Annotated in this window: 23 protein-coding genes; 13 read left to right on the top strand and 10 right to left on the bottom strand. The window is 64.5% G+C overall.

Going from position 1 to position 26,853, the window contains the following annotated elements; genetic code table 11:
* The first annotated feature begins 15 nt into the window (after window positions 1–15).
* The 7 genes from ileS (at window position 16) to DEF76_RS05085 (ending at window position 11,571) form a co-directional block, all read left to right on the top strand.
* A complete protein-coding gene (ileS, locus tag DEF76_RS05115) occupies window positions 16–2,940 on the top strand; it encodes an isoleucine--tRNA ligase (RefSeq protein WP_114913681.1) in 2,925 nt (974 codons plus the stop codon).
* Window positions 2,919–3,446, top strand: coding sequence for a signal peptidase II (lspA, locus tag DEF76_RS05110; RefSeq protein WP_240319111.1), 528 nt, complete (start codon window positions 2,919–2,921; stop codon window positions 3,444–3,446). Before ileS ends, lspA begins: the two co-directional genes overlap by 22 nt.
* Window positions 3,409–4,179: a DUF3035 domain-containing protein gene (locus tag DEF76_RS05105; protein WP_162800486.1), complete on the top strand. Its 771-nt coding sequence runs from the start codon at window positions 3,409–3,411 to the stop codon at window positions 4,177–4,179. Before lspA ends, DEF76_RS05105 begins: the two co-directional genes overlap by 38 nt.
* 22 nt (window positions 4,180–4,201) lie before the next feature.
* Entirely contained in the window at window positions 4,202–7,810 is a 3,609-nt protein-coding gene (locus DEF76_RS05100) for a glycosyltransferase (RefSeq protein WP_162800485.1), read from the top strand.
* A 100-nt stretch (window positions 7,811–7,910) separates the two neighbouring features.
* Window positions 7,911–8,780, top strand: a complete 870-nt coding sequence (locus tag DEF76_RS05095) for a VOC family protein (RefSeq protein ID WP_114911399.1) — start codon at window positions 7,911–7,913, stop codon at window positions 8,778–8,780.
* Window positions 8,781–9,094: 314 nt separating this feature from the next.
* A complete protein-coding gene (locus DEF76_RS05090; RefSeq protein ID WP_114911398.1) occupies window positions 9,095–10,231 on the top strand; it encodes an OmpA family protein in 1,137 nt (378 codons plus the stop codon).
* A 125-nt stretch (window positions 10,232–10,356) separates the two neighbouring features.
* Complete coding sequence (locus DEF76_RS05085; RefSeq protein ID WP_114911397.1) at window positions 10,357–11,571, top strand: anion transporter; 1,215 nt, start codon at window positions 10,357–10,359, stop codon at window positions 11,569–11,571.
* 9 nt (window positions 11,572–11,580) lie between these two features.
* Here the strand turns inward: DEF76_RS05085 and DEF76_RS05080 are convergent, their stop codons facing one another.
* Genes DEF76_RS05080 through DEF76_RS05060 form a run of 5 tightly spaced genes read right to left on the bottom strand, consistent with a single transcriptional unit; the run spans window position 11,581 to window position 15,979 of the window.
* Window positions 11,581–12,204 carry a hypothetical protein gene (locus tag DEF76_RS05080; RefSeq protein ID WP_114911396.1) on the bottom strand — a complete coding sequence of 208 codons (624 nt, stop codon included), beginning with the start codon at window positions 12,202–12,204 and terminating at the stop codon, window positions 11,581–11,583.
* Window positions 12,205–12,215: 11 nt separating this feature from the next.
* Window positions 12,216–13,022 (bottom strand): ABC transporter permease, encoded by an 807-nt coding sequence (locus tag DEF76_RS05075; protein WP_114911395.1) that lies wholly within the window; start codon window positions 13,020–13,022, stop codon window positions 12,216–12,218.
* Complete coding sequence (locus tag DEF76_RS05070; RefSeq protein ID WP_114911394.1) at window positions 13,019–13,801, bottom strand: ABC transporter ATP-binding protein; 783 nt, start codon at window positions 13,799–13,801, stop codon at window positions 13,019–13,021. Before DEF76_RS05070 ends, DEF76_RS05075 begins: the two co-directional genes overlap by 4 nt.
* Window positions 13,791–14,765 (bottom strand): PQQ-dependent catabolism-associated beta-propeller protein, encoded by a 975-nt coding sequence (locus DEF76_RS05065; protein WP_114911393.1) that lies wholly within the window; start codon window positions 14,763–14,765, stop codon window positions 13,791–13,793. Before DEF76_RS05065 ends, DEF76_RS05070 begins: the two co-directional genes overlap by 11 nt.
* The gene (locus tag DEF76_RS05060) at window positions 14,750–15,979 is read right to left on the bottom strand and encodes an ABC transporter substrate-binding protein (protein WP_114911392.1); all 1,230 of its coding nucleotides are present in this window, start codon (window positions 15,977–15,979) and stop codon (window positions 14,750–14,752) included. The genes DEF76_RS05065 and DEF76_RS05060 overlap by 16 nt, the downstream gene beginning before the upstream one ends.
* 99 nt (window positions 15,980–16,078) lie before the next feature.
* Here DEF76_RS05060 and DEF76_RS05055 point away from each other — a divergent pair, with 99 nt between their 5' ends.
* The 4 genes from DEF76_RS05055 (at window position 16,079) to DEF76_RS05040 (ending at window position 19,147) form a co-directional block, all read left to right on the top strand.
* The gene (locus DEF76_RS05055) at window positions 16,079–16,570 is read left to right on the top strand and encodes a DUF3280 domain-containing protein (protein ID WP_205216114.1); all 492 of its coding nucleotides are present in this window, start codon (window positions 16,079–16,081) and stop codon (window positions 16,568–16,570) included.
* A gap of 107 nt (window positions 16,571–16,677) precedes the next feature.
* On the top strand, window positions 16,678–17,664 hold the full coding sequence (locus tag DEF76_RS05050) for an ABC transporter substrate-binding protein (RefSeq protein ID WP_114911391.1): 987 nt from the start codon (window positions 16,678–16,680) through the stop codon (window positions 17,662–17,664).
* An 86-nt stretch (window positions 17,665–17,750) separates the two neighbouring features.
* Window positions 17,751–18,407 carry an ABC transporter permease gene (locus DEF76_RS05045; protein WP_240319110.1) on the top strand — a complete coding sequence of 219 codons (657 nt, stop codon included), beginning with the start codon at window positions 17,751–17,753 and terminating at the stop codon, window positions 18,405–18,407.
* Entirely contained in the window at window positions 18,404–19,147 is a 744-nt protein-coding gene (locus tag DEF76_RS05040; RefSeq protein WP_205216113.1) for an ABC transporter ATP-binding protein, read from the top strand. Before DEF76_RS05045 ends, DEF76_RS05040 begins: the two co-directional genes overlap by 4 nt.
* On the opposite strand, the gene DEF76_RS05035 is transcribed toward DEF76_RS05040, so the two are convergent.
* On the bottom strand, window positions 19,131–19,508 hold the full coding sequence (locus DEF76_RS05035) for a c-type cytochrome (RefSeq protein WP_114911389.1): 378 nt from the start codon (window positions 19,506–19,508) through the stop codon (window positions 19,131–19,133). The two genes, DEF76_RS05040 and DEF76_RS05035, sit on opposite strands and share 17 nt — an antisense overlap.
* 125 nt (window positions 19,509–19,633) lie before the next feature.
* Window positions 19,634–21,982 (bottom strand): TonB-dependent receptor, encoded by a 2,349-nt coding sequence (locus DEF76_RS05030; RefSeq protein WP_114911388.1) that lies wholly within the window; start codon window positions 21,980–21,982, stop codon window positions 19,634–19,636.
* A gap of 228 nt (window positions 21,983–22,210) precedes the next feature.
* On the opposite strand from DEF76_RS05030, the gene DEF76_RS05025 reads away from it, so the two are divergent.
* Window positions 22,211–23,623: an ATP-binding protein gene (locus tag DEF76_RS05025; protein WP_162800484.1), complete on the top strand. Its 1,413-nt coding sequence runs from the start codon at window positions 22,211–22,213 to the stop codon at window positions 23,621–23,623.
* Complete coding sequence (locus tag DEF76_RS05020; RefSeq protein ID WP_114911386.1) at window positions 23,602–24,261, top strand: response regulator transcription factor; 660 nt, start codon at window positions 23,602–23,604, stop codon at window positions 24,259–24,261. Before DEF76_RS05025 ends, DEF76_RS05020 begins: the two co-directional genes overlap by 22 nt.
* Window positions 24,262–24,289: 28 nt before the next feature.
* On the opposite strand, the gene DEF76_RS05015 is transcribed toward DEF76_RS05020, so the two are convergent.
* The 3 genes from DEF76_RS05015 to DEF76_RS05005 are packed head-to-tail and all read right to left on the bottom strand — an operon-like array spanning window position 24,290 to window position 26,846.
* Window positions 24,290–24,985: an FkbM family methyltransferase gene (locus DEF76_RS05015; protein ID WP_114911385.1), complete on the bottom strand. Its 696-nt coding sequence runs from the start codon at window positions 24,983–24,985 to the stop codon at window positions 24,290–24,292.
* Window positions 24,986–25,005: 20 nt separating this feature from the next.
* Window positions 25,006–26,058, bottom strand: coding sequence for a phosphotransferase (locus DEF76_RS05010; protein ID WP_114911384.1), 1,053 nt, complete (start codon window positions 26,056–26,058; stop codon window positions 25,006–25,008).
* A gap of 2 nt (window positions 26,059–26,060) precedes the next feature.
* Window positions 26,061–26,846 (bottom strand): SDR family NAD(P)-dependent oxidoreductase, encoded by a 786-nt coding sequence (locus DEF76_RS05005; RefSeq protein ID WP_114911383.1) that lies wholly within the window; start codon window positions 26,844–26,846, stop codon window positions 26,061–26,063.
* Window positions 26,847–26,853: the final 7 nt, after the last annotated feature.

The raw sequence follows: 26,853 nt of genomic DNA, 5'->3' as shown, positions 1-26,853 counted from the left end.
GCCCCGGAGACGATGATGACCGAAAATCCCCCCCCCGAAGCCGATCGCGAGATGGATTATCGCGCAACAGTGTTCCTGCCCCGCACCGGCTTTCCGATGCGCGCCGATCTGCCGCGGCGCGAGCCGGAAATCCTCGCCCGCTGGCAAGCGATCGGGCTCTTTGAGAAAATCCGCGCGGCCTCCTCGGGGCGGAAAAAATTCATCCTCCATGACGGGCCGCCCTATGCCAACGGCAATCTTCATATCGGGACGGCACTCAACAAGATTCTGAAGGATGTCATCAATCGCACCCGTCAAATGGCGGGGTTTGACGCCGATTATATCCCGGGCTGGGATTGTCATGGTCTGCCGATCGAATGGAAGATCGAGGAGGAATACCGCAAATCCGGCCGCGACAAGGATGCCGTCCCGATCCTCGATTTCCGCGCCGAGTGCCGCGCCTATGCCGCGCATTGGATGCAGGTCCAGGGCGAGGAATTCAAACGCCTCGGCGTCGAGGGCGATTTCGCGCATCGTTACGCGACGATGGATTATGCGGCGGAAAGCGCGATCGTTGCCGAAATCGGCAAGTTTCTCATGAACGGCGCGCTCTATCGTGGCTTGCGCCCGGTGATGTGGTCGCCGGTGGAAAAAACCGCGCTCGCTGAGGCCGAGATCGAGTATCACGATCATAAATCGACGGCGATCTGGGTCAGGTTTCCGATTGTACGAGCAACCAGCCACTATGACGGACATTCCTCCAGGGGCTCAAATGAGGACCTGCATGGAAGTTCGATCGTCATTTGGACAACGACGCCGTGGACGATACCCGGCAACGAAGCGATCGCATTCAATGAGCGCATGACATACGCCTTGATCACGGTGACAGGTATCGCGCCGGGATCTCTGGCGATCGTTGGCGAGAAGCTGTTGGTGGGCAGGGATCTCCTGGCGCAATTTTGCGGCGCCGTTGGCATAACGGGCTATGACATTATCCGAGAAATGCCTGGTAATGGCCCGGAAATGGCGGCGATCACATGCGATCATCCTTTAGACGGATATCCTTTGGGGGCGGCTCCGGGAAAAGAAGCCGTCAATTATGGTTATGCAGGATTGATACCGTTGATAGCGGCCGGCTTTGTCACCGCCGAGCAAGGCACCGGCTTCGTCCATATCGCGCCCGGGCATGGTCCGGATGATTTTGAGCTTGGTCGCGATAAGAATCTCACGATTCCCGATACCGTCGGGCCGGATGGCACGTTCAACGAATGGGTGCCGCTGTTTGCTGGCTTGCACGTTTACAAAGCCGCAGACCGCGTTTGCGAGGAGTTAAAGAAGGCCAGACGGAAGGCCGGACAGAAGGCCGGCGCGTTGCTGGGACGCGAGGAATTCGTCCATTCCTACCCGCATTCCTGGCGCTCGAAAGCGCCGGTGATTTTCCGCGCAACGCCGCAATGGTTCATCCGCATGGATGGCGAGGAAAAAATCCGCGAAAAAGCGCTGCAAGCGATTGCCGAAACCCATTTTGTCCCGGAGCAAGGGCGCAATCGCATCGGCGCGATGGTCGCCGCGCGGCCGGACTGGTGCATCTCGCGCCAGCGCGCCTGGGGCGTCCCGATTGCCGTCTTCGTCCACCGCGCGAGCGGCGAGCCGCTCCGTGATCCCGAGGTGATGGCGCGCATCGTTGCCGCGTTCGAGACCGAAGGCGCCGATGCCTGGTATGCTTCGCCGCCCGAACGATTCTTGGGCAAAAACTACGACCCGGCCGAGTACGAGCAGGTCACGGACATCGTCGATGTCTGGTTCGAGAGCGGCTCAACCCATGCGTTCGTCTTGGAAGCGCGCCACCTCCCCTGGCCGGCCGATCTTTATCTTGAGGGATCGGATCAGCATCGCGGCTGGTTCCATTCCTCGCTCCTCGAGTCGGTGGGGACGCGCGGGCGGGCGCCGTTCAAGGCGGTGCTGACGCATGGCTTCGTGCTCGACGAGCAGGGGCGGAAAATGTCGAAATCGCTCGGCAATGTCGTCGCCCCGCAGGAGGTGATGAAGGACTATGGCGCCGATATTTTGCGCCTTTGGGTGATGATGTCAGACACCACCGAGGATTTGCGCATCGGCCGCGAAATCTTGAAGCAGCAGGCCGAGCTTTATCGGCGGCTCCGCAACACGCTGCGTTGGCTGCTCGGCTGTCTCGATGGATTTTCCGAGGACGAGCGGGTCGCGTATGCCGAGATGCCGGAACTCGAGCGCTATATCCTCCATCGCCTGACCGAACTCGACACCCGCATCCGCCGCGCCGTTGAGACCTATGACTGGACTGGAATCTATCCCGAAATCCATACCTTCTGCGCAAACGACCTCTCGGCGTTTTATTTCGATATTCGGAAAGACTCGCTCTATTGCGACCGGCCCGATAGCCCGCGCCGCCGCGCCGCCCGCACCGTTCTTGATCATCTCCATCGCGCGCTCTGCACTTGGCTCGCACCGGTGCTCTGCTTCACCGCGGAGGAAGCGTGGTGCGCGCGCTTTGGCGAGGAGAACAGCGTGCATCTGGAAACTTTTCCCGAGATGCCGGCCGAGTGGCGCGATGAGGTGCTCGCGGCGCGGTGGGAAAAAATTCGCGAGTGGCGCGGAATGACAACGCTCTCGATAGAAAGGGAGCGCAGCGAAGGAAGACTCCGGTCATCGCTCGAAGCCGGAGCCATTCTGCCCTCTGAGACAGAACGCGAGACGCTGCTCGATGCCGACACCTGGGCGGATGTGCTGATCGTCTCAAAAGTCCAATTCGCATCCTCGGCCAACGGGCTGAGTTTCGGCGCGACCTCCGCCCCCGGCCAGAAATGCGCGCGTTGTTGGAAAGTGCTCGAAGAGGTCGGCGAGAACAAAAAACACCCGAAACTCTGCCGCCGCTGCGCCGATGCCGTGGAATCGGGGCTGGTGTGCCGCGCGGCAGCGGCATGAAGGGGCGGCGCCTCGCGCTCGGGCTCGCCGTCGCCCTTATCGTGCTGGCGCTCGATCAGGCGAGCAAGCTCTGGGTGCTGCATGGCCTCGCTCTCGCTGCGCGCGGCCCGCTGGTGCTTTTGCCGGTGCTGAATTTCGTTCTGGTGTGGAACCGTGGCGTCACTTTCGGGATGCTGAACGGGCTCGGCGCCTGGGCGAGCCCGGCCCTGGTGTTCGGCGCCCTCGTCATCGTCGCCGCGCTTGGCGTTTGGCTCAGCCGCGCCGAAAACGCGCTGGTCGCCGGCGCGCTCGGCGCCATCGCCGGTGGCGCGGTCGGCAATATCATCGATCGGCTGCGTTTCGGCGCCGTGGTCGATTTCATCCAGGCCCATATCGGGCATCTTTCCTGGTATGTCTTCAACGTCGCCGACTCCGCCATCGTCTGCGGCGTCGCTGTCCTGCTTCTGGAGGGGCTGCGCCGGCGTCCCGATGCTAAAAATCTCGCCGGCATTGAAAATGGGCGCTAAACTTAGCGAGCGTGGACGCAACCGTATAAGGGATTTAGGGAAATTGTTCTTTTTTGAAAAAAAGAACCAAAAAACTTTTGTCCCGTTTCTTCGGAGCGGGCAGCGCCGTCGGCGCTGCCTAACAGACAAACGTCTTTTTGCTTCTTTTTCTTCAGAAAAAGAAGACTCTACTTCTTTATTGACTAAAATATTTCTTCCTCTTCTCGCTGTTTTTGCTCTCGCTGGCTGCGATCATGGCGGCAACGATGTTGCGCAGACATTTGGCGGTCTCGTCGATGTCCCGTTCGAATTCGAGGTGACGACGCGCACGCCGCTCGAGATGCCGAAAACCGACAATCTCGTCCCACCGAATCCCGAGGCGTCCGGCCCGCCGCAGCAGAGCTTGCGCCAGCAGGCGGAGGCGGTGCTGGCGCCGCAGCTCGCTCTCGCCGCGTCGGCGGCGGCCAAGCCTTCGGCGGGCGAGGAGGCGCTGCTCAAAGCCGCCGGTCCGCCCGCGCCAAAAAACATCCGCGTCCTCGTCGACAATAGCGCCGACGAGCGCAGCACCGCGCGCGGCTTGTCCGACGTGATCGACTTCTGGCGCCCGCGCGCACAGCCGGTGCCCGAGACGCTGGACGCGGCCGCCGAAGCGGCGCGGATCAAGGCGGCGAAAGCGTCCGGCAAAAGCCTGACCGATGGTCCCATTCCCATCCTCAAGGCACAAAATCCTGGGCTATTTCAGGGCTTGTTCTGAAAGCGATGGTGGTGCCCGGCCGGTGATCAGAATAACCACCTTCGAAGACATCATTCGGGCGATCTTCGACGGCGAGTGGTATCGGTCACACTATCCGGATATCGCCAATACCGGGATCGATCCGCTTTCACATTATCTCTCCTTCGGTCTCGCCGAGGGCCGCGATCCGAACCGGTTTTTCGACAGCCAATGGTATCGCCAGACCTACCCCGATGTCGCCGCCGCCGGCATCCCGCCATTTCTCCATTATCTCCAATTCGGCGCGAGTGAGTTGCGCAACCCGCATCCGCGCTTCGACGCTGCCTATTATGTGTTTCTTCATCCCGAGGCGGCGGGCAATCCGCTGTTTTTCCACGCGACCCATGGCGCGGCGCAAGGTTTCCCGACGGCCCGCGGCTTCGATCTCGCCGCCTATCTGCCATCGCCCGGCCCGGCGCCGGCGCTGCCGCCGGGGCTTCTCGTCGATGTCGTCATCCCGGTCTATCGCGGATTGGGGGAGACGCGGCGTTGTCTCGCCGCGGTGCTTGCCGACCTTGCGGCGCCACTCGGCGATGTCATCGTCATCGATGATTGCTCGCCCGAGCCGGCGCTTTCGGCTTGGCTCGATCGGCTGAACGAGACCGGGGCGATCCGCCTCATTCGGCCGCCGCGCAATCTCGGCTTCGTCGCCGCCGTCAATCGCGGCATCCAAGCGGCCGGTGACCGGGACGTGGTCCTGCTCAACAGCGATACCGAGGTGCCACGCGGCTGGCTCAAACGTCTCGCCGCGCACGCTTACGGCGGGGCGCGGATCGCCACCGTCTCGCCATTTTCCAACAACGCGACGATTTGCTCCTATCCCAATCTCGACGGCGGCGAACTCCCCCCGCCTCTCGATTTCGCCGCGATCGATGCCGCAACGCGCGCCGTCAATGTCGGGCGCGCGGTGGATATTCCGGTCACCGTCGGCTCTTGCATGTATGTCCGCCGCGCCGCGATCGAGGAGATCGGCGATTTCGACCGCGATTATTTCGGCCATGGCTATGGCGAGGAGGTCGATTTCTGTCTGCGCGCCAGCGCCCGCGGCTGGCGCCATCTGCTCGCCTGCGATGTTTTCATCTATCACGCCGGCGAGGTGAGTTTTGGCAGCGGCTCGGAGGCGCGCGACGAGGGCGTGCGCCGCATCAACGAGCGCTATCCGCATTTTTCCCGCACGATCAGCCTTTGGGTGCGCTTCGGCGTTGCCGATTCGGCGCGCTTTGCCCTGAGTGCGGAACTGTTCCGCCGCTCGGGGTCGCCGACCATCCTGATGATAAGCCACGATCTCGGCGGCGGCATCGAGCGCCACCTCGAGACGCTCGCGGAGCGCCTCGAGGGGCGTGCCAACCTGCTGCTGCTGCACCCCGAAGCGGGCGGTTTCAAGCTCAGTATCCCGGGCTTTCCCGGCCATCCCAAACTTGCCATGACCGCCGACCAGATCGACGATCTCGTCGTCCTGCTCAAAAACTTCGCCGTGCGCCGGGTGCATGTGCATCATCTGATGCGGTTTTATGACGCCGATCTCGCGCCCTTGCTGCGCCGCCTCGATGTGCCGTTCGATTTCACGGTGCATGATTATTACACGATCTGTCCGCAGGTGAATTTGCTGCCCTGGCTCGATGCCCATTATTGCGGCGAGCCGGGGCCGGCGGTTTGCAACGCCTGCATCGCCGCCCGCCCGGCGCACGGCGCGCGCGACATTTTGGCGTGGCGGGCGCGCTATCGGTTCCTGTTCGCCGAAGCCGACCGGGTTTTGTGTCCGAGCGAGGATGTGCGGTCGCGGCTTGCGCGTTATGGCCTCGCCGGGCGTGCGGTGGTGGCGCCGCATGAACGGGTGGCCGGGCCGCATTGGCCGCTCCGCATCAATCCCCTGCCGCCGGCGCGGGCGCGCCGGCGGGCGCTGCGTGTTGCGCTCCTCGGCGTGCTCGCGAACCAAAAGGGGCTGCCGGCGGTGGCCGCGCTGGCGGCGACGATGGCGACGGAGATCGAGCTGCATCTGATCGGTTATCCCGAGGCGCCGCTGCCGGCGCCGCTCGCCGAGCGGCTGACGGTGAGCGGGGAATACGCCGAGGCCGACCTGCCGGGGCTCATCGCCAAGCTCCGCCCGCATGCGCTGTGGTTCCCGGCGCAGTGGCCGGAGACCTGGAGCTATACCCTGAGTGCTGCGATCGCGAGCGGTCTGCCGATCGTCGCCTCGAAAATCGGGGCGTTTCCCGAGCGCCTCGCCGGCCGACCGCTCACCTGGCTGGTGCCGCCGGATGCGCCACCCGAGGCCTGGCGCGCGGCGTTCGCCGCCCTTCGCGACCAAATCGCCAGCGGGCAGGTGCCGCGCGCCGGGCCGCGGCGCCAGGAGGCAGATTTTTACGAGGCCGATTATCTCGCGCCGCTGCTCGCCGCGCCGCGCCCGGCCCCGGCGAGGCGCGAGACGCCACCCGACAGCGCGCCGCGCGATTTGCGGCGGCCGGGCAAGCTCACCGTCATCCTGGTGCCCGAGCGCCTCGCCGGCGGGGTGCTGAGCCCCTGCGCCTATATCCGTCTTGCGCTCCCGCTCGACCACCCCGAGATCGCCGCCGCGATCGAAGTGACCCACGCGAGCCCCGAGGAAGCGCTCCATCTCCGCGCGGATGTGCTCGCGACCCATCGTTACGCCGTCACCGATCTCGATATGGCGGCGGCGCTCGGCGCGCATTGCCGGCGGTTTGGCATGCGTCTCGTCTATGATCTCGACGATGATCTGCTGGCGATCCCGCGCGAGCACCCCGAAGCGGATGTGCTCGCGCCGCGCGGCGCCGCGGTCGCGCGCATGGTGGGCGAGGCCGATCATGTGACGGTCTCCACCGCGGTTTTGCGCGACCGCCTGGCCGAGCACCGGGGGGTGCGGCGCGGGGGGGTGGCGGTGGTTGCGAACGGGCTCGATGAGCGGCTCTGGCAGGCGCGGCCGGCGGCGCGCACTGGCGGGGCATTGCGCATCCTGGTGATGGGGACCACGACCCATGACGCGGATTTTCGCCTCATCGCCGGGGCGCTCGCCCGTCTTGCGGAGGATTTCGGCGAACGCGTCGAGATCGAGGTCTGCGGCATGACGCATGACGATCTGCCGGCGGGGATTCAACGCATCGCACCGCCGCCGGGACGAGGCGAGAGCTATCCCGGCTTCATCGCCTGGCTCGCTGGCCGGCCGGGCTGGCATCTCGGCCTCGCCCCGCTCGCCGCCAGCCGCTTCAATGACGCCAAATCGGCGATCAAGGCGTTTGATTACGCGGCACTCGGCCTTGCCGTTCTCGCCTCCGACGTGCCCGCCTATCGCGGCTCGCTCGCCGATGGTCAGGGGGGATGGCTGGTCGAGAATGCCGAGGAAGCCTGGTATCAGGCGGTCGCTCGCCTGATCCGCGACCCGGCGCTCGCCGCGCGCCTGGCGCATGCGGCGCATGCGGCTTACCTCGCCACGGCAACGCTCAGCGTCCAAGCGCCGCGCCGGCGCGCCGCTTGGCATGCGCTGGTTGCCCCCGCCAAGCCGGATGGCGACGGCGCCCGCGCCCGCAGCGCCGGCGCGCGAAATGCGGCGGCGGCAATCCGCGCGCTTTCGTCACAAAAACCGAACCACCGAAAATGATTGACGGCGCGGGCGCATCGCGCTTGGCTTAGGCGCGGATGGAACCGGATCGGTAACGCCGGAGGACGCGGAGAGGAAGCGGAAAAGGGGATGCGACGCCATGGCGTATGATCGCGCGGCCGAGACGCTCGGCAATATCGTCCATCTCGAACACGTCAATACCAGAGTGCCGGATCAGCGTTTGGCGACGTTGTTTTACGTCTCCGGCCTCGGCCTCACCCGCGACCCTTATCTGATGACCGGGGTTGAGAATATGTGGGTCAATGTCGGGCGGAGCCAGTTTCACCTCCCGTCCGGCGCGCCACAGCGCCTGCGCGGGGTGACGGGGCTCGTCATTCCCGATCGCGCGGCGCTTCGCGCGCGGCTTGAGGCGGTTGCCAGCCATCTTGCCGGGACCGCCTTTGCGGTGCAGGAGACCGCGACCTATCTCGAGGCGGTCTCCCCCTGGGGCAACCGGATCCGCTGTCATGAGCCGAGCCCGGCCTTCGGCGCGGTCCAGCTCGGGATGGCTTATGTCGCGTTGCTGGTGCCGCAAGGCACAACCGCCGGGATCGCCGCCTTCTATCGCGACATCATAGGCGCCCTCGCGCAGAGCGGCGATGACGAGGAGGGGGTATTCGCGCGGGTTCGCGTCGGCGCCGAGCAGACGCTGTTGTTCCGCGAGACCGACCAGCCGCTCGATCCCTTCGATGGCCACCATATCCAGATCTATATCAATGATTTCGGGACACCCTACCAGCGGCTTCGGGAGCGCGGGCTGATCACCGAGGAGAGCGATCAGCATCAATATCGCTTCGAAACTTTGGTCGATCCGCAGAGTACCGCGCCGCTTTTCACCCTCGAGCACGAGGTTCGCAGCCTTCGCCACCCGCTTTATGCGCGCGATCTCGTCAACCGCAATCCGGCGCAGAGCAATCTCCGCTACGCGCCGGGCCGCGATGCCTTGCCGTGGTCGCTGCCAGTGGCGTGAACCAAAAGCGCGTGACAAAGGGCGAACCCCGCAAATTTCCGTCAGAATGATGATCGCGCCACCCGCCCCGCTGGCCTCGAAATTGCCTGGAAGGCATTGATTGGCCTTGCTTTATTTTACCCGCGGCGGCCCCTCAGGGTGGCGCTGTCGGGTGGTGCTGCTGTGACATTTTTACCACAAGAGAGGCGAATGCTGCGCCGCGCTCTTCCTACTTCGGGATGAGAGGGCTATCTAACCGCTTGGGCCCAAGACCGCGATCGCGCGGATGAGCCTCTTCCCGCGGCTCGCGTGGGAATTATCGGAGGAGAGGATACATGAAGCTGCGCATTGCTCTAATGGCTGCATCGGTGCTGGCATTTCCCTTTGTCGCCCATGCCCAGCCCGTCAACGGGCTTTATGTCGGCGGTGGTGTCGGTCTCAACCTGATGCAGGATGAAACCGTCAATCATTCCACGGCGCTCGGCACCGGTAACGCCATGGCGGCGTTCAACCCGGGCTATCTCGGGGAGGTCAATGTCGGCTATGGCCTCGGGGCGCTGAATAGCGCGCTCAAGGGCTTCCGGGTCGAGCTGGAGGGGGATTACGGCTCCAACTCGCTGCAATCCATGGGCACCGGGCCCGGCAATCCCGCCGCCCTCAAGGGCGCGCAGGATAATTACGGCATGATGGCCAATGTCCTCTACGACATCGACCCGAGCTTGCTCGGCTTCAACGAGCATTTCGTCTATCCTTATGTCGGTGTCGGCGCCGGCTACCAGATGATGAATCTGAGCGGCTTCAGCCAGAGCTACCTCAATCACCCCGCGGTGACGTCGGGCGGCGGCAATAGCGTCGGTGGCTTTGCCTATCAGGGCATCGTCGGTCTTTCCTTCCCGATCGCCTCCGTGCCTGGGCTCTCGCTGACCACCGAATACCGGATGCTGGCCGTGATGGACCCGCAAGGGGCTTATCATGCCTCGACGACCAGCGGCGGTGCGACGGTGGCCCGCGGTAATCTCGACTTCGGCAATGAATTCAACCATGAATTCATCGTCGGCGTGCGCTATGCGTTCGGCGCCGCGCCGCCGCCGCCGCCGCCCGCGCCGGCACCGGTCGCGACCCCAGCGCCGGCTCCCGCCCCTGCCCGCACCTACCTCGTGTTCTTCGACTGGGATAAGGCCGACCTGACCGATCGCGCCAAGCAGATCGTCGCCGAGGCAGCGCAGGCATCGACCCGGGTGCAATACACGCGGATCGAGGTCAACGGCTATACCGATCGTTCCGGCACGCCGAAATACAACCAGAAGCTCTCGTTGGAGCGGGCGAACAACGTCGCCGCCGAGCTGGTCAGCGACGGGGTGCCGAAGAACGTCATCGATATCCAGGGCTTCGGCGAAACCCATCCGTTGGTGCAGACCGCCGATGGCGTGCGCGAGCCACAGAACCGCCGGGTCGAGATCATCATCAAGTAGCCTCTCTGCGACGATCTGACGGTTTCGCGGGGCTCGGAGCGATCTCTCCGAGCCCCGTTTCGTTGTGTGATGTCAGCGGCTCGGCGGGGTTGTTGCGCGGCCGCGCCGGATGCTAAGCCGAAACCATGGATTTTTCACATCTCGCGGCATTGCTGATTTTCACTGCGACCTATGGCGTCGTGGCGTTCGGACGCTTGCCGTTTTTTCGCATCGATCGCACCGGGGCGGCGTTTCTCGGCGCCGCCTTGATGCTGGCCTGCGGTGTGCTCTCGCGCGAAGCCGCCTATCGCGCGATCGATCTCGACACCATCGCGCTATTGCTCGGCATGATGATCGTCGTCGCGTCCTTGCGCCTTGGCGGCGGCTTTCGGCTGATCGCCGGCTGGGCGGTGGCGCGTGCGCATCACCCCTTGCTGTTGCTTGCGGTCGTGGTTCTGGTTGCCGGCGTGCTTTCGGCGTTCATGGTCAATGACACGATCTGTCTGGTGATGACGCCGCTCGTTCTTGATGTCGCGCGCCGTCTCGGTCGCCGGCCGCAACCTTATCTCATCGCCATCGCGACCGCCTCCAATATCGGCAGCGTCGCGACCATCACCGGCAACCCGCAGAACATGATCATCGGCAGCGTCTCGCAGATTTCCTATCGCGCGTTCGCGTCCGCCTTGGCGCCGGTCGCAGCGATCGGGCTTTTACTGACCATGCTGTTGATCGCCCTTGTCTGGCGCAGGGAATTTTTCGTCCGCGTGCATTTGCATGCCGAAGGCCCGCGCGGCGCCGTCATCATGCCACTGGTCGGCAAGACGCTGATCGTTTTGCTCGGGCTGATTGCAGCCCTCTTTGCCGGCGTGCCACCGGCGGAGGCGGCGGTGGTCGCGGGCGGGATCATGCTGCTCACCGGCGGGCTCAAGCCGAGGCGTTTTTACGCCGAGATCGATTGGCCGCTCTTGCTGATGTTCGCGGGATTATTCATCGTCGTTGCCGGATTGCAGGCAGCCTTCATCGGCCCGCGCGCGCTCGCGATGGTCGCGACGTGGCATCTCGACCGCACCGCGCCGCTTGCCATCGTCGTCGCCGTGCTCTCCAACATCGTGAGCAACGTGCCGGCGGTTTTGGTGCTGCGGCCGTTCATCGATCCGCTCGCCGACCCGCAGCACGCCTGGCTGATCACCGCCATGGCGGCGACGCTGGCTGGCAATTTCACCCTGCTCGGCTCGGTTGCCAATCTGATCGTCGTGCAGGGCGCGGCATCGGCGGGGATCCGCGTCGGGTTTTGGGAGTATTTCGTCATCGGCGCGCCACTCACCGTCCTGACCTTGCTGGTTGGCATCTGGTGGCTGTGATCCGGCGCGTCACGGCGCGCCGAGCAGGGCTTGCAGCGCACGGGCATAGGCACCGAGGCGGGCATCGAGATCGCTCGGCACCTGGCAGGCATAGCGGATGGTCTCGCCGATATCATGGTAGCTGCGCACCAGAAGGTCATGGCGCTCGGTGATGCCGGCGCGCTCCGCCGCCTGATCGCCGCTAGCATCGGCCGGGATCGCCTGCAACGCAGCCTCATCGCTCTCGATCCGCGTGGCGAGCGACCGCTGACGAGCGCCGAGCGATTTGAGACGCGCAATCACCGCATCGCGTTCTTCGTTGGTCTGCTCGACGAGAGCGGTGAACGCCAGCGACACACTCTTGGCGCGTTCGGCCGCGGGGAGGCTTTGGGCAAAAGCGGTGAGCTTGGCGATCCCGTCTTCGGTCGGAACGTCGCGCGGCGAGATCGCCTCGATCAGCGCCGAAAGCTTTGGATCGGCGTGCCAGTCAACGCCTGCGGGCGGCGCCGGGCCGGTCCAATAGGTGGCAGGCGAGAGATGCGGCACGAGGCGCTGCTGGCATGGCCAATCAGGGTCAGCGGCGGGCGGTGCGGCCACTGCGTTCGCAGCAAGCGCGAGGGTCAGGACGAAAACCAAGAAGCTGCGGCAAACCATCGAAACTCCTCTCATTCCGCACCAGCCCGGCGCGCCATCAGGCCGCGCCCCGGATCATAGCCCCACACCGCGAGCGCGACGAAAACCACGAGATAGCCGCAAACCACCAGCGCCGACAGGGCGTTGAAACGATCATAGAGCGCAAAGCGGATCAGTTCTGTCGCATGCGTGAAGGGGTTGATTTCGGAGAGCCAATAAATCGCCGGGCTCGCCTCCTGAACGCGCCATAACGGATAGAGCGCAGAGGAGGTGAAGAACATCGGGAAAATCACGAAATTCATCACGCCGGCAAAATTCTCCAACTGGCGAATGAAGGAGGACAAGACGAGCCCGAGCGCCCCCAGCATCAGCCCGGCGAGGATGAGAGCCGGCAACACCGCGACATAGCCGCTGAGCGGCGGCGTGATGTCCCAAAACCAGGCGATGGCAAGGAAAATATAGGCCTGCACCACCGAGACCGCGACCCCGGCGAGCAATTTCGCGACCAGCAGGAACCAGCGCGGAAACGGGCTGATCATCAGCGTTTTCATGCTGCCCATCTCGCGATCATAGACCATCGAGAGCGAGCTTTGCATGCCATTGAACAGCTGGATCATCGCGAGAAGGCCGGGCGCGATATAGACCTCGTAGGGGATGTAGGTTTCGTAAGGAGGAATGATCGAAACGCCGAGCACGAAATGAAAGCCCGCGGCAAAAATCGCAAGCCATACCAACGGCCGCACCAAAGCGGAGACGAAGCGCCCGCGCTGATTGAGCCAGCGCAGCGCCTCGCGCCGCACGATGCCGGCGAGACACCGCCCATAATGTCGCGCGTTCATGGCCGTGCCCCGTCTCTCGCCGTGGCGTCCTCGGCGATCAGCCGGTCGAACGCCGCCTTGAGCGAGGTTTCGCCGGCGCGGGCGAGGATCTCGGCGCGTTCGCCGGCGGCACGCACCCGGCCTTGATGGAGAATGACGATGCGCGCATCCGCCCCGGCTTCGTCGATGAGATGGGTCGCCCACAAAACGCCGAGCCCCTCTTTCGCGCAAAGCCCACGCACATGATCGAGCAGGAATTGCCGGCTCGCCATGTCGAGGCCGACCGTCGGCTCATCGAGCAGCAGCAGCGAGGGATTATGGATCAGCGCGCGGGCGAGTTCGACGCGCCGGCGCTGGCCGCCGGAGAGCAGCCGCACCCGCTCGCGCCGGCGCGCGGCAAGGCCGACACGCTCCAGCTCCTCGTCGATGCGCGCCATCGCGGTGCTGCGCGGCATGCCGTGCAGCGCCGCATGATAGAATAAATTCTGCTCGATGGTGAGATCGAGATCGAGAGTCGCTTGCTGAAACACGACACCCATGCGCCGGAGCGCGGCTTGTGCGTCGTTCTGGAGATCATGGCCGAAGACACGGATCGCGCCTTTGCGGCTGTGATAAAGCCCAGTGATCAAGGCGAACAAAGTCGTTTTGCCAGCGCCGTTGAGGCCGAGCAAAACGGTGAAGTCGCCTTGGCCGACAGAGAGCGAAACGTCGCTCAGCGCCTGGCGGGCGCCGAAAGCATGGCTCAGCCGTTCAACGACCAGTGGCGCCGCCGGCGACTCCGCGCCGTGCTCACGGGCCATAAACCACGCCCCAGGGCAGATGGCCGACCGGCACCGATTTCGTTACCTTGAGTTCCCCGACATCGATCACCGACATATCGTTGCTGACCCCGTTCGCGGTATAGAGCGTCTTGCCGTCGAAGGAAAAATCCATGTGCCAGACGCGTTGACCAACGAGCAGGTATTTTTTCACGGCAAAGCTCGCGGCATCGACGACAGCGATGCGATTGGCCGGGCCAAGGGCGACGAAGCCCCATTTCCCATCCGGGGACAAATTGATCCCGACCGCTTGGATGGTTTCCGCCGGCACACCCGGGATCGCAAAGGTGATGGTGTGGATCACTTTATGGCTGGCGACATCGATGATCGAGACATTGCCGCCGACTTCGGAGGAAACCCAGACCTTATCACCATCCTTGGTGAAGGCGGCAAAGCGGGGGCGTGAGCCGACGAGCACGCTCGCGATCATTTTATGGGAGGCGGCATCGATGAAATGCGCCATGCTGGTGGTCTCGGAGGTGTTGACGATGGTTTTGCCGTCCGGGCTCACCACCATGCCTTCGGGCTCGACGCCGGTTGGAATTTCCCCGCTGATCCTTCCGGTCGCGACATCGACGATCGACACCTCGTTGTCATCTTCGTTGGAAACATAAAGCGTCTTGCCATCCGGGCTGAGCGCGAAGGTTTCCGGATCGGGCCCGCTTTGGAGGGTACGGGTCACCGCGAGGGTTGCGAGGTCGAGTTCCTCGATGTGATCGGCATCCGAGGTGCAGACATAAAGGCTTTTGCGGTCTTTCGCGAGCAGCAAGCCACGCGGGCGCGCGCCGACCGGGATCGTCTTGACGATCGCAAGGGTTGCCGCGTCGACCACCGTGACGGTGTTATCCTTCTCGTTGGACACATAGAGATGATCCGCCCGCGCCGCACCGGCGGCGAAAATCAGGCAGCAAAGCGCGGCGAAGCCGCGGGTCAATTGAGATGGCATGTGCTCTCCGGCTGATCGACACCGAGCGTGTCGGTTTCGAAAAATTCGTGTAAAAACCCGGGCTGCGGCGAAATCGACACCAGCGAGCGGGGATCGGCGAGCAAGACCGGCTGGCGCAATTGCCCATCCCAGGCGCGGAAGCTGAGACGTTCGCCCTTGAACGCCGCCAACTCAAATTTCGGGGAGCGCAAATAAGCGCCGATCACCGCGGGATCGCTGCTATGGGTGCGGATGGCGGCCTCGCCGAAGGCGCGCACCGCCATCCAGGCGCCGTAATCGCGCTCGGTCATCCAGCGATGGGCGGCGCGGAGAAAGCGGTTTTGCAACTGGGTCGCGCCGGTTTCATCGTAAACCCGCGTCCACGCCGTCGCGACCAGCCCCTGCGTGCCGGCGACCGGGCGCGCCAACGTCGCGCGATAGCCGAGTTCGTCGCCGAAATTGTCTTCCTCATCAGCAACCACGAGGAGATCGTAATCGACGCCCTGGGTGATGTTGGCGACTTCGGTATTGACCTCGAAATGCCCGGTATCGGCGCGTTGTTCGGCGGGGTTGAAGGTCCAGGCCTTGTCCGCGACGATCTTGATCTGGAATTTTTTCGCAGCCCGCCGCATCGCCTCGGCATAGCGCTTATCGGCCTCGGTCTGGCCGGAAAGCAGCATGACCCGCCGCCAGTTCTTGACCACGAGATACTGCATCAGCGCATCGGCAAGCATGGCGCGGCTCGGCAACACATGCAGGACATTCCGCCGGCAGCCTTCGGCGCGCAGCATGTCATCGCTGTCGGTGGCATCGATCAGGGTTGCGGTGCGGGCTTCCTGCAAATCGGCGAGCTTGAGCAGAAGCGGCGCCGGCACGTCGGTCACGAAAGCGCGGGCCCCTTTGCCGAGCCGATCGCGAAACGCCGCGATCACCCCGGCCTCGTCGGGCGCGCTCACCGGCTCGAGGGTGAATTCCTGGCCGGTGAAGCGGCCGGTGGTGTTGTTGTCGGCGAGCGCGACGCTGGCGCCGGCGAGACCTTCGTCGGCGGGCGGCTGGTCGAGATAGCTTTCGGGAAAGCTGCGCTTGACCGTGAGCGCGAGATAGACGATCGCGATCTGTCCCGAAGGGGCTGCCGTCGGCGCCGCTGGGCTGGCCGCCGGCTGATCCTCGGCGCGGGCGGTGCCGGCGAGGGCGGCGGCGAAAACCAGCGCGATCCGCAGGGCGCGGAAAACCATTCGTCTCCTCCTCTTGTGCGCGGGCTCTTGTGCGCAGGGCGGGCGAGCGTTCATCATCATGCTGCCGGCTTATGGCATGGCATAACAGAGGGAGACGTTGTGGACAAATTTTCGCGGCTTGGGCTGATTTTTCCGCTCCTGGTCTTTGGGTTTCCGGCCATGGCGGCGCCGCCGACGATCGCGGTGTTCGATTTTACCCTGATCGACACCTCGCCGGCGCCACCGAGTGACGCCGAGCGCGCTCGCCTCGCAGCGCTCGGCAGCGACTTGCGCGCGCGCCTTGCGCAATCGGGCCGCTATCAGGTGCTCGACACCGCCCCGGCCCGCGCCGCCCTCGCCACGCTTCCGGACATCATGCGTTGCAATGGCTGTGAGCTTCCGCTGGCGCGCCGCCTCGGCGCCAGCGAGGTCGCCTATGGCTGGGTGCAGAAAGTGAGCGATTTGATCCTCAACATCAATCTGGTGATCGAAGACGCCGATAGCGGCCGCAAGCTTGCCACCGGCAGCGTCGATATTCGTGGCAACACCGATGAAAGCTGGCGGCGCGGCCTTGATTATCTGCTTGAGGAACGCATCCTCCCGGCACCGTGATGGGCGCCGCGTCTCAGTTGCGCGCGGCCGTTGACAGAAGCCGGCTTTGCGCGACCATAGTCGCGGCTCGCCATCGGAATCATCAGGCGAGGGTGGGAGGAAGCCGCATGCTGCGCCGCCGTGCCGTTCTGAAAACCGCGTTTGCCGGAGCGCTGGGGGCAACCGTACCGCGCCTTGCGCAAGCCGGGCCGCCGCTGCGCATCGGTGTCTTGCGGTTTGGCTCCTTCTCTTGGGCGCTCGATGTCATGCGTCGCCACGGCTTTGATGCCGCAGCCGGGGTCGCGCTCGACATGCGCCCCTATGCCGGCTCGCCAGCGGCGCAAGTCGCGCTTCAGGCCTGCGAAGTCGATCTCATCGTGCAGGATTGGCTCTGGGTCGCACGCCAGCGCGGCGGCGGCGCGGATTGGAGTTTTATTCCGTTTTCCAGCGCGCTCGGCAGCGTGATCGTGCCGGCAACCTCGCCGATCCGCACACTCTCTGATCTCGCCGGCCAGCGGCTCGGTGTCGCCGGCAGCGCGCTCGACAAAAGCTGGCTCATTCTGCGCGCCTATGCCGAGCGCCACGACCATCTCGACCTCGCCCACGCGACGCGGCCGAGTTTTGGCGCCCCGGCGCTGCTCGGAGAAGAGCTGCGGGCCGGCCGGCTCGATGCCGAACTCACCTTCTGGCCCTTCGCCGCCCGCGCCGAGGCCGCCGGCATGCGCCGCGTGCTGGCGATGGAAGCCGCCGTCGCGGGGCTTGGCATCGCGCCAGAGGTGCCGTTCGTCGGCTATGTTTTCTCGGCGCGCTGGGCCGAGGCCCATCGCGGGCTGCTCGATGGCTTCGTCGCCGCCGCCGCCAAGGCGCAGGCGCTGCTCGCGACCTCGGACGCCGAATGGGACGCCATTGCGCCGCTGACGGGGGCTGCGAACGCCGCCGAACTCGAGAAGTTGCGCGACGCCTACCGCGCCGGCATCCCGCGGCTTTCCCCGGCGGCCACCGAGGCGGCGGCGAGCGCCTTGTTTCACGTGCTCGCCGCGACCGGTGGCGCGGCCCTTGTCGGCGATGCGAAGGCGCTGGCGCCGGGGACGTTCTGGCAGGCGGGGCTCTCCTGAACCGGGCTTCGGCCAGCGCGCGCCTCGCCTCGATCGTCGTTTTCCTGCTGGCTTGGGAAGCGGCGGCGTGGCTGGCCGAGAGCCGCTTGCTGCCGCCCGCCTCGCGGGTGCTGCGGGCGATGGTCGATCTCGCGCTGCATGGCGATCTCCTCGCCAATCTCGGCATCACCCTGCTCCGCGTCGCCGGCGCGTTCGCGCTCGCCATGGTGGTGGGTTCGGCGCTCGGCATCGCGCTCGGGATATGGCGTCGGCTCGATCTCGCGTTCGATAGCTGGCTCACGGTTCTGCTCAACCTGCCGGCGCTGGTCTCGATCATGCTGATGTATGTGTGGTTCGGCTTGAATGAGCCGACCGCGATCATCGCCGTTGCGCTCAATAAGCTGCCATCGACCGCGGTGACGCTGCGCGAGGGGGCGCGGGCGCTCGACCGCAGCCTGCTCGAGATGGCGCGTTGTTACCGGATGGGGCGCTGGGCGGTGCTGCGCCATGTCATCTTGCCGCAACTGACACCGTATTTCTTCGCCGCCGCGCGCTCGGGCCTCGCCATCATCTGGAAGATCGTGCTGGTGGTGGAATTGCTTGGCCGGAGCGACGGCGTCGGCTTCGCGATCGAGCAATATTTTCAGCTCTTCGACGTCACCGACATCCTCGCCTATACCCTCGCCTTCATCCTGGTTGTGCAGGCCATCGAATGGGGGGGATGGCAGCCTTTGGAGCATTGGGCCAATCGATGGCGGCGGTGAGTCTCGAGGTCACGATCCGGCGGAAGCTGTTTCCCGGCGCGCGCGAGCCGGTGCTCGCCGACCTCGCCTTTTCGCTCGGCGCGGACGAGATCGTTGCCCTGGTCGGCCCTTCGGGCTGCGGCAAAACGACGCTGCTGCGGCTGATATCCGGCCTCGACCCGGTGTTCGACGGGAAGATCACCTGGGTGCGAGGGGAAGGATCGGAGCCGGCGGGCGTCGCCCCGCCGCGCCTTGGCATGGTGTTTCAAGAGCCGCGGCTGCTGCCGTGGCGAACCGTCTGGCAGAATCTGGCGCTGGTTTTGCCTCCCGGGCAAGAGGCGGCGGCGGCAGAGCTGCTCAAGCGTCTCGGCCTTTGGGAGGCGCGCGATGCCTATCCCAGCCGGATTTCGCTCGGCATGGCGCGCCGGGTCGCCATCGCCCGCGCCTTCGCGATCGCGCCGGCTTTGGTGCTGCTCGATGAACCGTTCGCCTCGCTCGATGCGGGCAACGCTGAACTTGGGCGCGCCGTGTTGCGCGACGCCTGGGCAGAGCGGCCGACCGCAGCGCTTTTGGTGACGCACGATCTGACCGATGCCGCCGCCCTCGCCGATCGCGTGCTGATGCTGGCCGAAAGGCCGGCGCGCATCATCGCTGACGTCACCATCCCCGCAAGCGAGCGGCGCGGCGATCGCGCGACCACCGCGCAGCTTGCCGCACGCTTGCGCGATATTCAGGAAAAAAGGGCTATTTCAAGCTCTTGAGATAAGCGATGACGTTTTGGCGATCAGCCGCGTTGGGAAGGCCAGGGAAAATCATCTTGGTGCCGGCGACCATCGCGCGCGGATTGGTGAGCCATTTGTCGAGCGAGGCATCATCCCAGGTGATGTGCGAATCCTTCATGCCGGCGGAAAACGTGTAATTCGGCACTTCCGCGGCGGGTTGGCCGGCGACGTTCCAGAGACTCGGCCCGAGCTTGTTCACGCCCTTGTCCGGCGAATGGCAGAGCGCGCATTTCTGCTGAAACAAGGTCTTGCCGGCGGCGGCATCGCCATCCGCATGAGCGGCGGAGACCAAGGCCAGCGAGCCAAGGGCGAGGGTTGCGGCCGCGATTAACCGATGCATGGAGTTCTCCTTCGATAGAAGACTAAATTGGGACTGTTTATCAAAGCCATACGCCTCGTTCGTGGGCGCGGCGCGAGTATAGGAACACTCCCGCAAGCTTGTCGAGGCGAGGGATCACTGAGCCGTCAGAACGAGACCGTGATGCCGCCATAGGCCTCGATCGGGTTGGCCGGGGCCAGCGCGCGCGGGTTGGAAGCGCCAGGGGCGCTCGGGATCGGCACGAGGTTGGTCGGGCTGAGCGTGCCGTAGGTGTAATAATCGGCGTTGAAGGCGTTATCGAGCATCGCGAACAATTTTATGTGTTTGGTGAGCTGGTAGCTGGTGTTGAGGTTGGTGACGAAATAGGCGCCGGTGGTCGGAAGAAGATTGGCCTCGTCGCCGAACAGATATTGGCCGGATTGATAGGTGCCATCGGCCCCGACTTGCCAAGCATCGGTGATGTTATAGGAAAACCCGATTTTTGCGATCCAGTTCGGGATGCCGGGAAGCGTGTCGCCGGGGCGGATATGGATGTTGCCGTTGGCGTCGGCGCCGGGATTGTTCGGGCTCGAAATGGTCAGGCCATTCTGATAGGTTGCGTTGATATAGGAGGCATTGGCGAAAAATTCGAATTTTCCTTGCGTCAGCGTGCCGCCGAGATCGACGCCTTGGCGGCGGGTATCGCCGATATTCTGATAATAGGCCGAGCCCTGGACTGGGCTATAGATGAATTGAATGTCGTTCATCGTATCGGTGCGATAGGCGCTCAGATTCCAATCGAATTTGGCGTTGCCGTAGGGCGTGAACTGGCCACGCAGGCCCGCCTCGAGGGTATGCGCGATCACCTGTTTGAGGTTGGGATCGCCGGCGAAGAAATTGGAGAGAGTGCAGGGGCTCGCGGGGTCAGAGCAGGACAATTCCTCGGGCGTCGGCGCGCGATTCGACTCGGCGAAATCGGCATAAGACGTCACATGCGGATTGATTTTGTAGGTGAGGCCGATCTGCGGGTTAAAATGTGCATAATCGTGATTGCCCGAGAGCGAGCCATTATTGGGATCGACGCCGACGAGATCGGTTTGCGCATAATTGAAGCGCCCGGCGACGGTGAGCGTGAGCGCCGGCGTGATATCGAACATATTGATGAAATAGAGGCCATAGTAATTCGTCATGTCATTGAGCCGGACCGGCATGATCGACTGATCGGCCTGATCGATGGTGACGCCCGGCCCGACGAAGCTCATCTGGTCATTGGGGTTGAGGCCGCCGAGCAGCGTGTTGCCGGTGAAGGTGTTCTGGCTGCCGTCATAGCTCGCGCCGGCGGTGAAATGATTGGCGTGGCCGAACAGGGTGCCGGTGTTGGTCGCTTGGAGGGATAATCCGTAACCGTTGGTGTTGGTGTCCTGCACGTTGAGCTGCGAATAGGGACCGCCATTGAGAAAATTCGGGATCGGCACGAACCCGGTCGTGGTCAGGAACTGTCCCGGCCCGGTGCAAAGAAAATTGCCGCAGGGCGTGGCATCGGGGACATTGCCGTTGACGACGCTTTGCAGAAAATTCTGAAAATAGGCGACGGTCTGGACCGAGGTCGTGTCGCTGACCTGATAGGAGCCGTTCGCCGAAATTTGCGCGTATTTGTTGCCGAGAAAATTGGGCGCGGTGAACACCGCCGAGCGATCGGCGTCCAGCTCCTGCACCGGCACCGTCGCCGGCTCGTTCAGTTCATTGTCGGCGGCGGTGACGTTGATGTGCAGCTCGGCGGCGGCGCCGCGCCAGCCGAAATCAGCGTAGAGCTTGTTGAGATGCGAGGATTCGTCTTGGCGCCAGCCGCCGGAGTAAAGCCCATCGACCGCGGCATAGACCGCCGTGTTACCGAATTGCGCGCCGTATTCGCCATAGCCCTGCAGCCGGTTATAGGAGCCGCCGAGCACGGTCGCGTCCATGCCCTGAAAAGTAAAACCATTCTTCATCTCGACGGCCATCGCGCCGCCGAGCGCGTTCAGGCCGAACACCGGGTTGGTGCCCTGGAATTCGACGCGGTCGATTGCGACACTCGGCAGCAAATCCCAGTTCACGACATCGCCGAACGGCTGATTGAAGCGCACGCCGTTGACATAGACCGCGATGTCTTGGGAATTGCCGGCGATCGGCGAGGCCTGAAAGCCATGATAGAAAATATTGGGGGCGAACGAGTTGCCCGACTCGCTGCCGATCGAAACCCCCTGCGCCTGTTGGCTCAAACTGCCGAGCAGATTGGGCGTGCCGTCGAACGAGAGATCGTGGCTGTCCAAAACCTGGGTCTCGTCGGGCACCTTGTCGCGCTCGACATCGGAGCCGAGCAGCGGCGTCGAGCCGATGACGTTGGTATCGGGCAGCGCAGTGATGTCAGGCAGGGTGGTGACCGGGGACGCTGGTGCCGGCGCCTGTTGCGCCGCCGCGTGATCCGCCCCGCCGATCGCAAGCAGCGCCGCCAGCGCCGCCGAAGCGAAGCTCCGCATCCTTGTCCTCCCTCACGCACCCGTGTTTTTGCCCTTATCGGGTAGGACGGCGATGCCTTCGCGTCAATCGCAATGATTGCGCTTAAACCTCTGAAATTTCCCCCGTTATTGCAAAAAATGACGAGTGCGTGGCAAATTATGCGAGGCGCTCGCCGCCGGCCATCGGCGGGGCTTGCCGGCGCCGCGATAAAGGCGCCATTTTGGCGAGACCCGACCCCTTTGGCAGCCATGGCCTCGCTCCGCACCCGCTTGATCGTTCTCCCCACCGCCGTGCTCCTGCTCGGGCTGATCACGACGATCGGCTTTTCCGTCTGGCTTGGGCGTCTGCGCGTGCAGGCGGAAACCGCGTCGGGGATGCGTCTTGCGACGGTTCTGGTGCGCGCCGAACTCGCCGCCGTCGCCGATGAGGCGAGATCCGGGCCGGTTTTCGCCCGGCTGGTGGCAGCGCTGCCCAGTGTCCGCCACGTCGATCTCGTGATCATGCCGGCGCCCGATCTGCTGCCTTTCGGCGAGGCGCTGTTCTTGAAGGGGGACGCGGCGACCGTGCCGCGGTTTTTCGTCCGTTTGCTCGCCTCCCCCAGCGCCGCTGTGAGTTTTCCCATCCTCCGCGCCGGCAACGTCTATGGCAGCGTGATCCTGATGCCCAATCCGCTCGACGAGATGCGGGAAATCTGGGGTGAGTTGCGCTTTCTCGCAGCCCTGCTTGCCGCCCTCGCGCTGATCATCACCGCTATTCTCGTCGCGCTCGTCCATGTTTCGCTCGCGCCGATCGGCGATCTCGCCGAGGCGCTCGACCAGCTCGAGCATGGCCGCTTCGATATCGCCCTGGCGCCGATCCGGGTGCGCGAATTGCGCCGCATCGGCGCCCGCTTCGACAGTCTGGCGCGCTCGCTCGGGCGTCTGCGCGAGGATAATCATCGGCTGATCGACAAGCTGATGTCGCTCCAGGAGGAGGAGCGCAAGGAACTCGCCCATGAGCTGCATGACGCGTTCGGCCCGGCGCTTTTTGCCATTCGCGCCGATGTCGCTGGCATTGTGCGGGCGCTCCGCGAAAGCCCCCCGCCGCTGCCGGCGATCGCCGAGCGGGCGCGGGCGATCGCCGGCCTCACCGATGGTATCCAAGGTGTCACCACGCGGCTTCTCGAGCGGCTGCGCCCGCTGGTGCTCGATGAACTCGGGCTGGAGGCGGCGCTCGATCAGGTTTTCGCCGCCTGGCAAGACCGCTATCCCGCCTTGCGCTGCACCTTGGCGATCGAGCCGGGGGCGATCGCGCCGGAGGCGATCGGCCGCATCGACGAGCGGCTTGCGCTCGCGCTCTATCGCGCGGTGCAGGAGGGCCTGACCAATGTCGTGCGCCACGCCGGCGCGCGCGCGGTTCGGATCGAGCTGCGGACCGACGGCGCGCAAGCCGGCGGCGGGCGGCGGCTCGAACTCACGATCGCCGATGATGGGCGTGGCTTCGCGCCCGAGCAGCGCTTCGGCTTCGGGCTGCTCGGCATTGCCGAACGCGTCCGCGCCCTCGGCGGGCGGATCGAGACCGGGCGCGCCGCCGAAGGGGGGGCTTTGCTGCGGTTGACGGTGCCGCTCGCGCCCGCCAAGGAGGCACCCGAGGATATGACATGCAAGCCGCCATCCTGCTGATCGACGATCATCCGATCGTTCGCGACGGCTGTCGCCGCCTGCTTGAGACGCGCCCGGATTTCACCATCCTCGAAGCCGGCACCGGCACCGAGGGGCTGGCGATGAACCGCCGCCATGGCCCTGATCTCATCATCCTTGATCTCAACCTACCGGACGGCAACGGCCTTGAATTCCTGCGCCGCCTGCATGGCGAGACGCCGTCGGCGCGGGTGCTGGTGTTCAGCATGTATGAGGAGGCGGCGTTCGTTGCCCGGGCGCTCGAGGCCGGTGCGCGCGGCTATCTCACCAAGCATGACGACCCCGAGGCGTTGCTTGCCGCGGTGGATGCATTGCTGCGCGGCGAACGCTATCTCGGCCATCGCGTCGCGCAGAAATTGGCGCTCCTCAGCTTGCAACCGGCTGATGATCCACTCCGCGGCCTGACAGCACGCGAGTTGGACGTGCTCGATCTCCTCGGCAGCGGCGCCGGGCTCGCCGACATCGCCGCGGCACTCGGGCTCAGCTACCGCAGCGCGGCTCACATCGCGGCACAGCTGCGCACCAAGCTCGCTCTGCGCAGCCAGGCCGCATTGGTGAAATTCGCGGTGGAAACCGCGCCCGAGCGCCGCGCCCGCCGCAATGACGGGCAAAGAGAATGACCAAACGGACGCCGGCGATGGCGCGGTGTCAAAGGCGCTCGGCCGGGAGCACCATGAAATTGGTTTTGCCTTCATAGCGCTGAAAAGCGTCGGCGCGGCGATAGGCCTGTTCGTCGCACCATTCTGTGAAAGCCGCCTCGTTCGTGCCATCGACCTCGATGAACAGCGCCGGGCGCCAGCGCGCGATGGTCCGCGCCAAACCCGCCAAGACGTCCATTTCGGTGCCCTCGACATCGATTTTCACGAGATCGACCGGCCGTGCCGCGAGCACCGCATCGCCCGGCAGGCAGCGCAATACGCCCTCCGGCGAGGGCTGGATCGCGGTGCAGCCGAGATTATCGGGATCCGGCTGCACTAAGCTCACCCGCCCCTCATGCTGGCCGAGCGCAACGCCAAGAAAGCCGATATCGCAGGATTTGAGTTCGTTCAGGTAGCGGTTGAGGGTAAAAATTCCGATTGCCTCGGGGTTGATTTCAAAATTGATGATCCGGCGCGGGTTGCAGAATTTTTCGATGAAAATCGAGTGGTTGCCGACATTGGTGCCGATATCGACGAATACCCCGCCCTCGTGGAAATAGCGTGCGATGATCGCCAATTCCTCACGCTCATAGAAAATGCCCTGGAGGTGATGGCTTTGGATATGGTCGTCGGGATTGCGGACGAAAAAACGAATCTCCCGATCCTGAATGCGGGTTTCGACCACCGTTCCTGGGAGCGATCGCATCGCGTCACCCTTTCGCAGCTTCAGACGCCGAGCCTCCGGGCAAATTGCCAAGCACGCTCGGCGATATCCTGAAACATCTGGCCGCGCTCCAACGCGCGGGCATCCGCGGCATTGCCCTCGACGGCGCGACGATACACGCCAGCAACGATCGACGCCAGTCTAAACATCGAAAAAATGATCATAAATTCGAGATCAGGGACGCCAGCGCGGCCGCTGCGCGCGCAATAGCGGGCGATATAGTCCTTCTCGCTCGGGATGCCGAGCGCCACCAGCTCCGCCTCGGCGCCGCCACCGGCGCTTTCGGGCAAGCGATAGGTGAGGAGATTATAGGCGAGATCGGCGAGCGGGTGGCCAATGGTCGCCAACTCCCAATCCAGCACCGCGACGACGCGTGGCTCGGTCGGGTGGAAGATCAGATTGCCGAGGCGGAAATCGCCATGGGCGATCGCCGCTTCCTCGGTCGCCGGCAGATGTTCCGGCAGCCAGCGCATGAGGGCGTCCATCGCTGGCACGTCGATGGTGCGCGAGGCCTCGTATTGTTTCGACCAGCGCGCCACCTGCCGCGCCACATACCCCTCCGGGCGGCCGAAATCGGCAAGACCGAGGGCCTGGTAATCGCAGCCATGGAGCAGGGCGAGGACGCGGTTCATATCGTCATACATCGCCGCGCGCTCGCCAGGGGTCGCGCCGGGCAGGGTGCGATCGGCGAAAACCCGGCCCGGCACGTGATCCATGATGTAAAACATTTGCCCGATGACGCTCTCATCGCGGCAGAGAAGATGGACACGCGGCACCGGCACCGGGCTTGCCGCCAGTGCCTTGAGCACGGTGAACTCGCGATCGACGGCATGCGCCGACGGGAGCAGCTTACCCGGCGGCTTTTTGCGCATGACATAGACGCCGCTGCTGGTTTGCAAATGAAAGGTCGGGTTGGACTGCCCGCCCTGGAATTGCCGCACCACGAGATCGCCGCCGAAGCCGGGCAGATGCGCGGCGAGGTAGCGCGCGAGCGCTGCCTCGTCGAAGCGATGGTTGGGAAGAACCGGAACCAGTTCCGGCGTGCCGTCCGCCATCGTCAGCCCGCCGCCTGCACCGGCGAGCCGATGGTAACGCCACCATCGATGACGATCGTCTGGCCGGTGGTGAAGCTGCCCGAGGGGGCGGCGAGAAACACCGCCGCACCGGCGATCTCATCGGGCTCACCGATTCGCATCAAGGGCGTGTCTTTCGACCGTTTTTCGCCGATCTCCGGATTTTCCCAGAGCGCCCGGGCGAATTCGGTGCGGATCAGGCCGGGAGCAATACAATTGGCGCGGATATTCTTCGGCCCCCATTCGACCGCGATATTGCGCACAAGCTGCATATCGGCGGCTTTGGAGAGGCCATAGACGGCGAGCAGCGGCGTGCCGCGCAGACCGGCGATCGAGGAGACGACGATGATCGCGCCACCGCCGCGCGCCGCCATGCCAGGGAGCGCCATGTTGCAGAGCCAGAAATTGCTCCGCACATTGGCGCCCATGATGCGATCATACGCATCATCCGGGATACCCGCCGACGGGCCGAAATAAGGATTGACGGCGGCGTTGCACACCAGGATGTCGATGCCCCCCCAATGCGCGGTGGTTTTGTCGACCAGCGCCTGCAGCTGCTCCTTATGGCCGATATGGCAGGGGATGACGATCGCCTCGCCACCCGCCTTGGTGATCGCGTCTGCGACCGGCGCGCAGGCATCAGGCTTGCGACTCGAAATCACGACTTTCGCGCCGTGCGCTGCCATCGCTTCGGCGATGGCGCGCCCGATGCCGCGGCTCGAGCCAGTGACGACGGCGACCTTGCCGGTGAGATCAAAGAGATTTTTCATCACCCGC

This window comes from Acidibrevibacterium fodinaquatile (assembly GCF_003352165.1).
Lineage (GTDB): Bacteria > Pseudomonadota > Alphaproteobacteria > Acetobacterales > Acetobacteraceae > Acidibrevibacterium > Acidibrevibacterium fodinaquatile.
The sequence above is the reverse complement of the archived record's forward strand: the minus strand, read 5'-3'. Positions and strand labels throughout refer to the sequence as shown.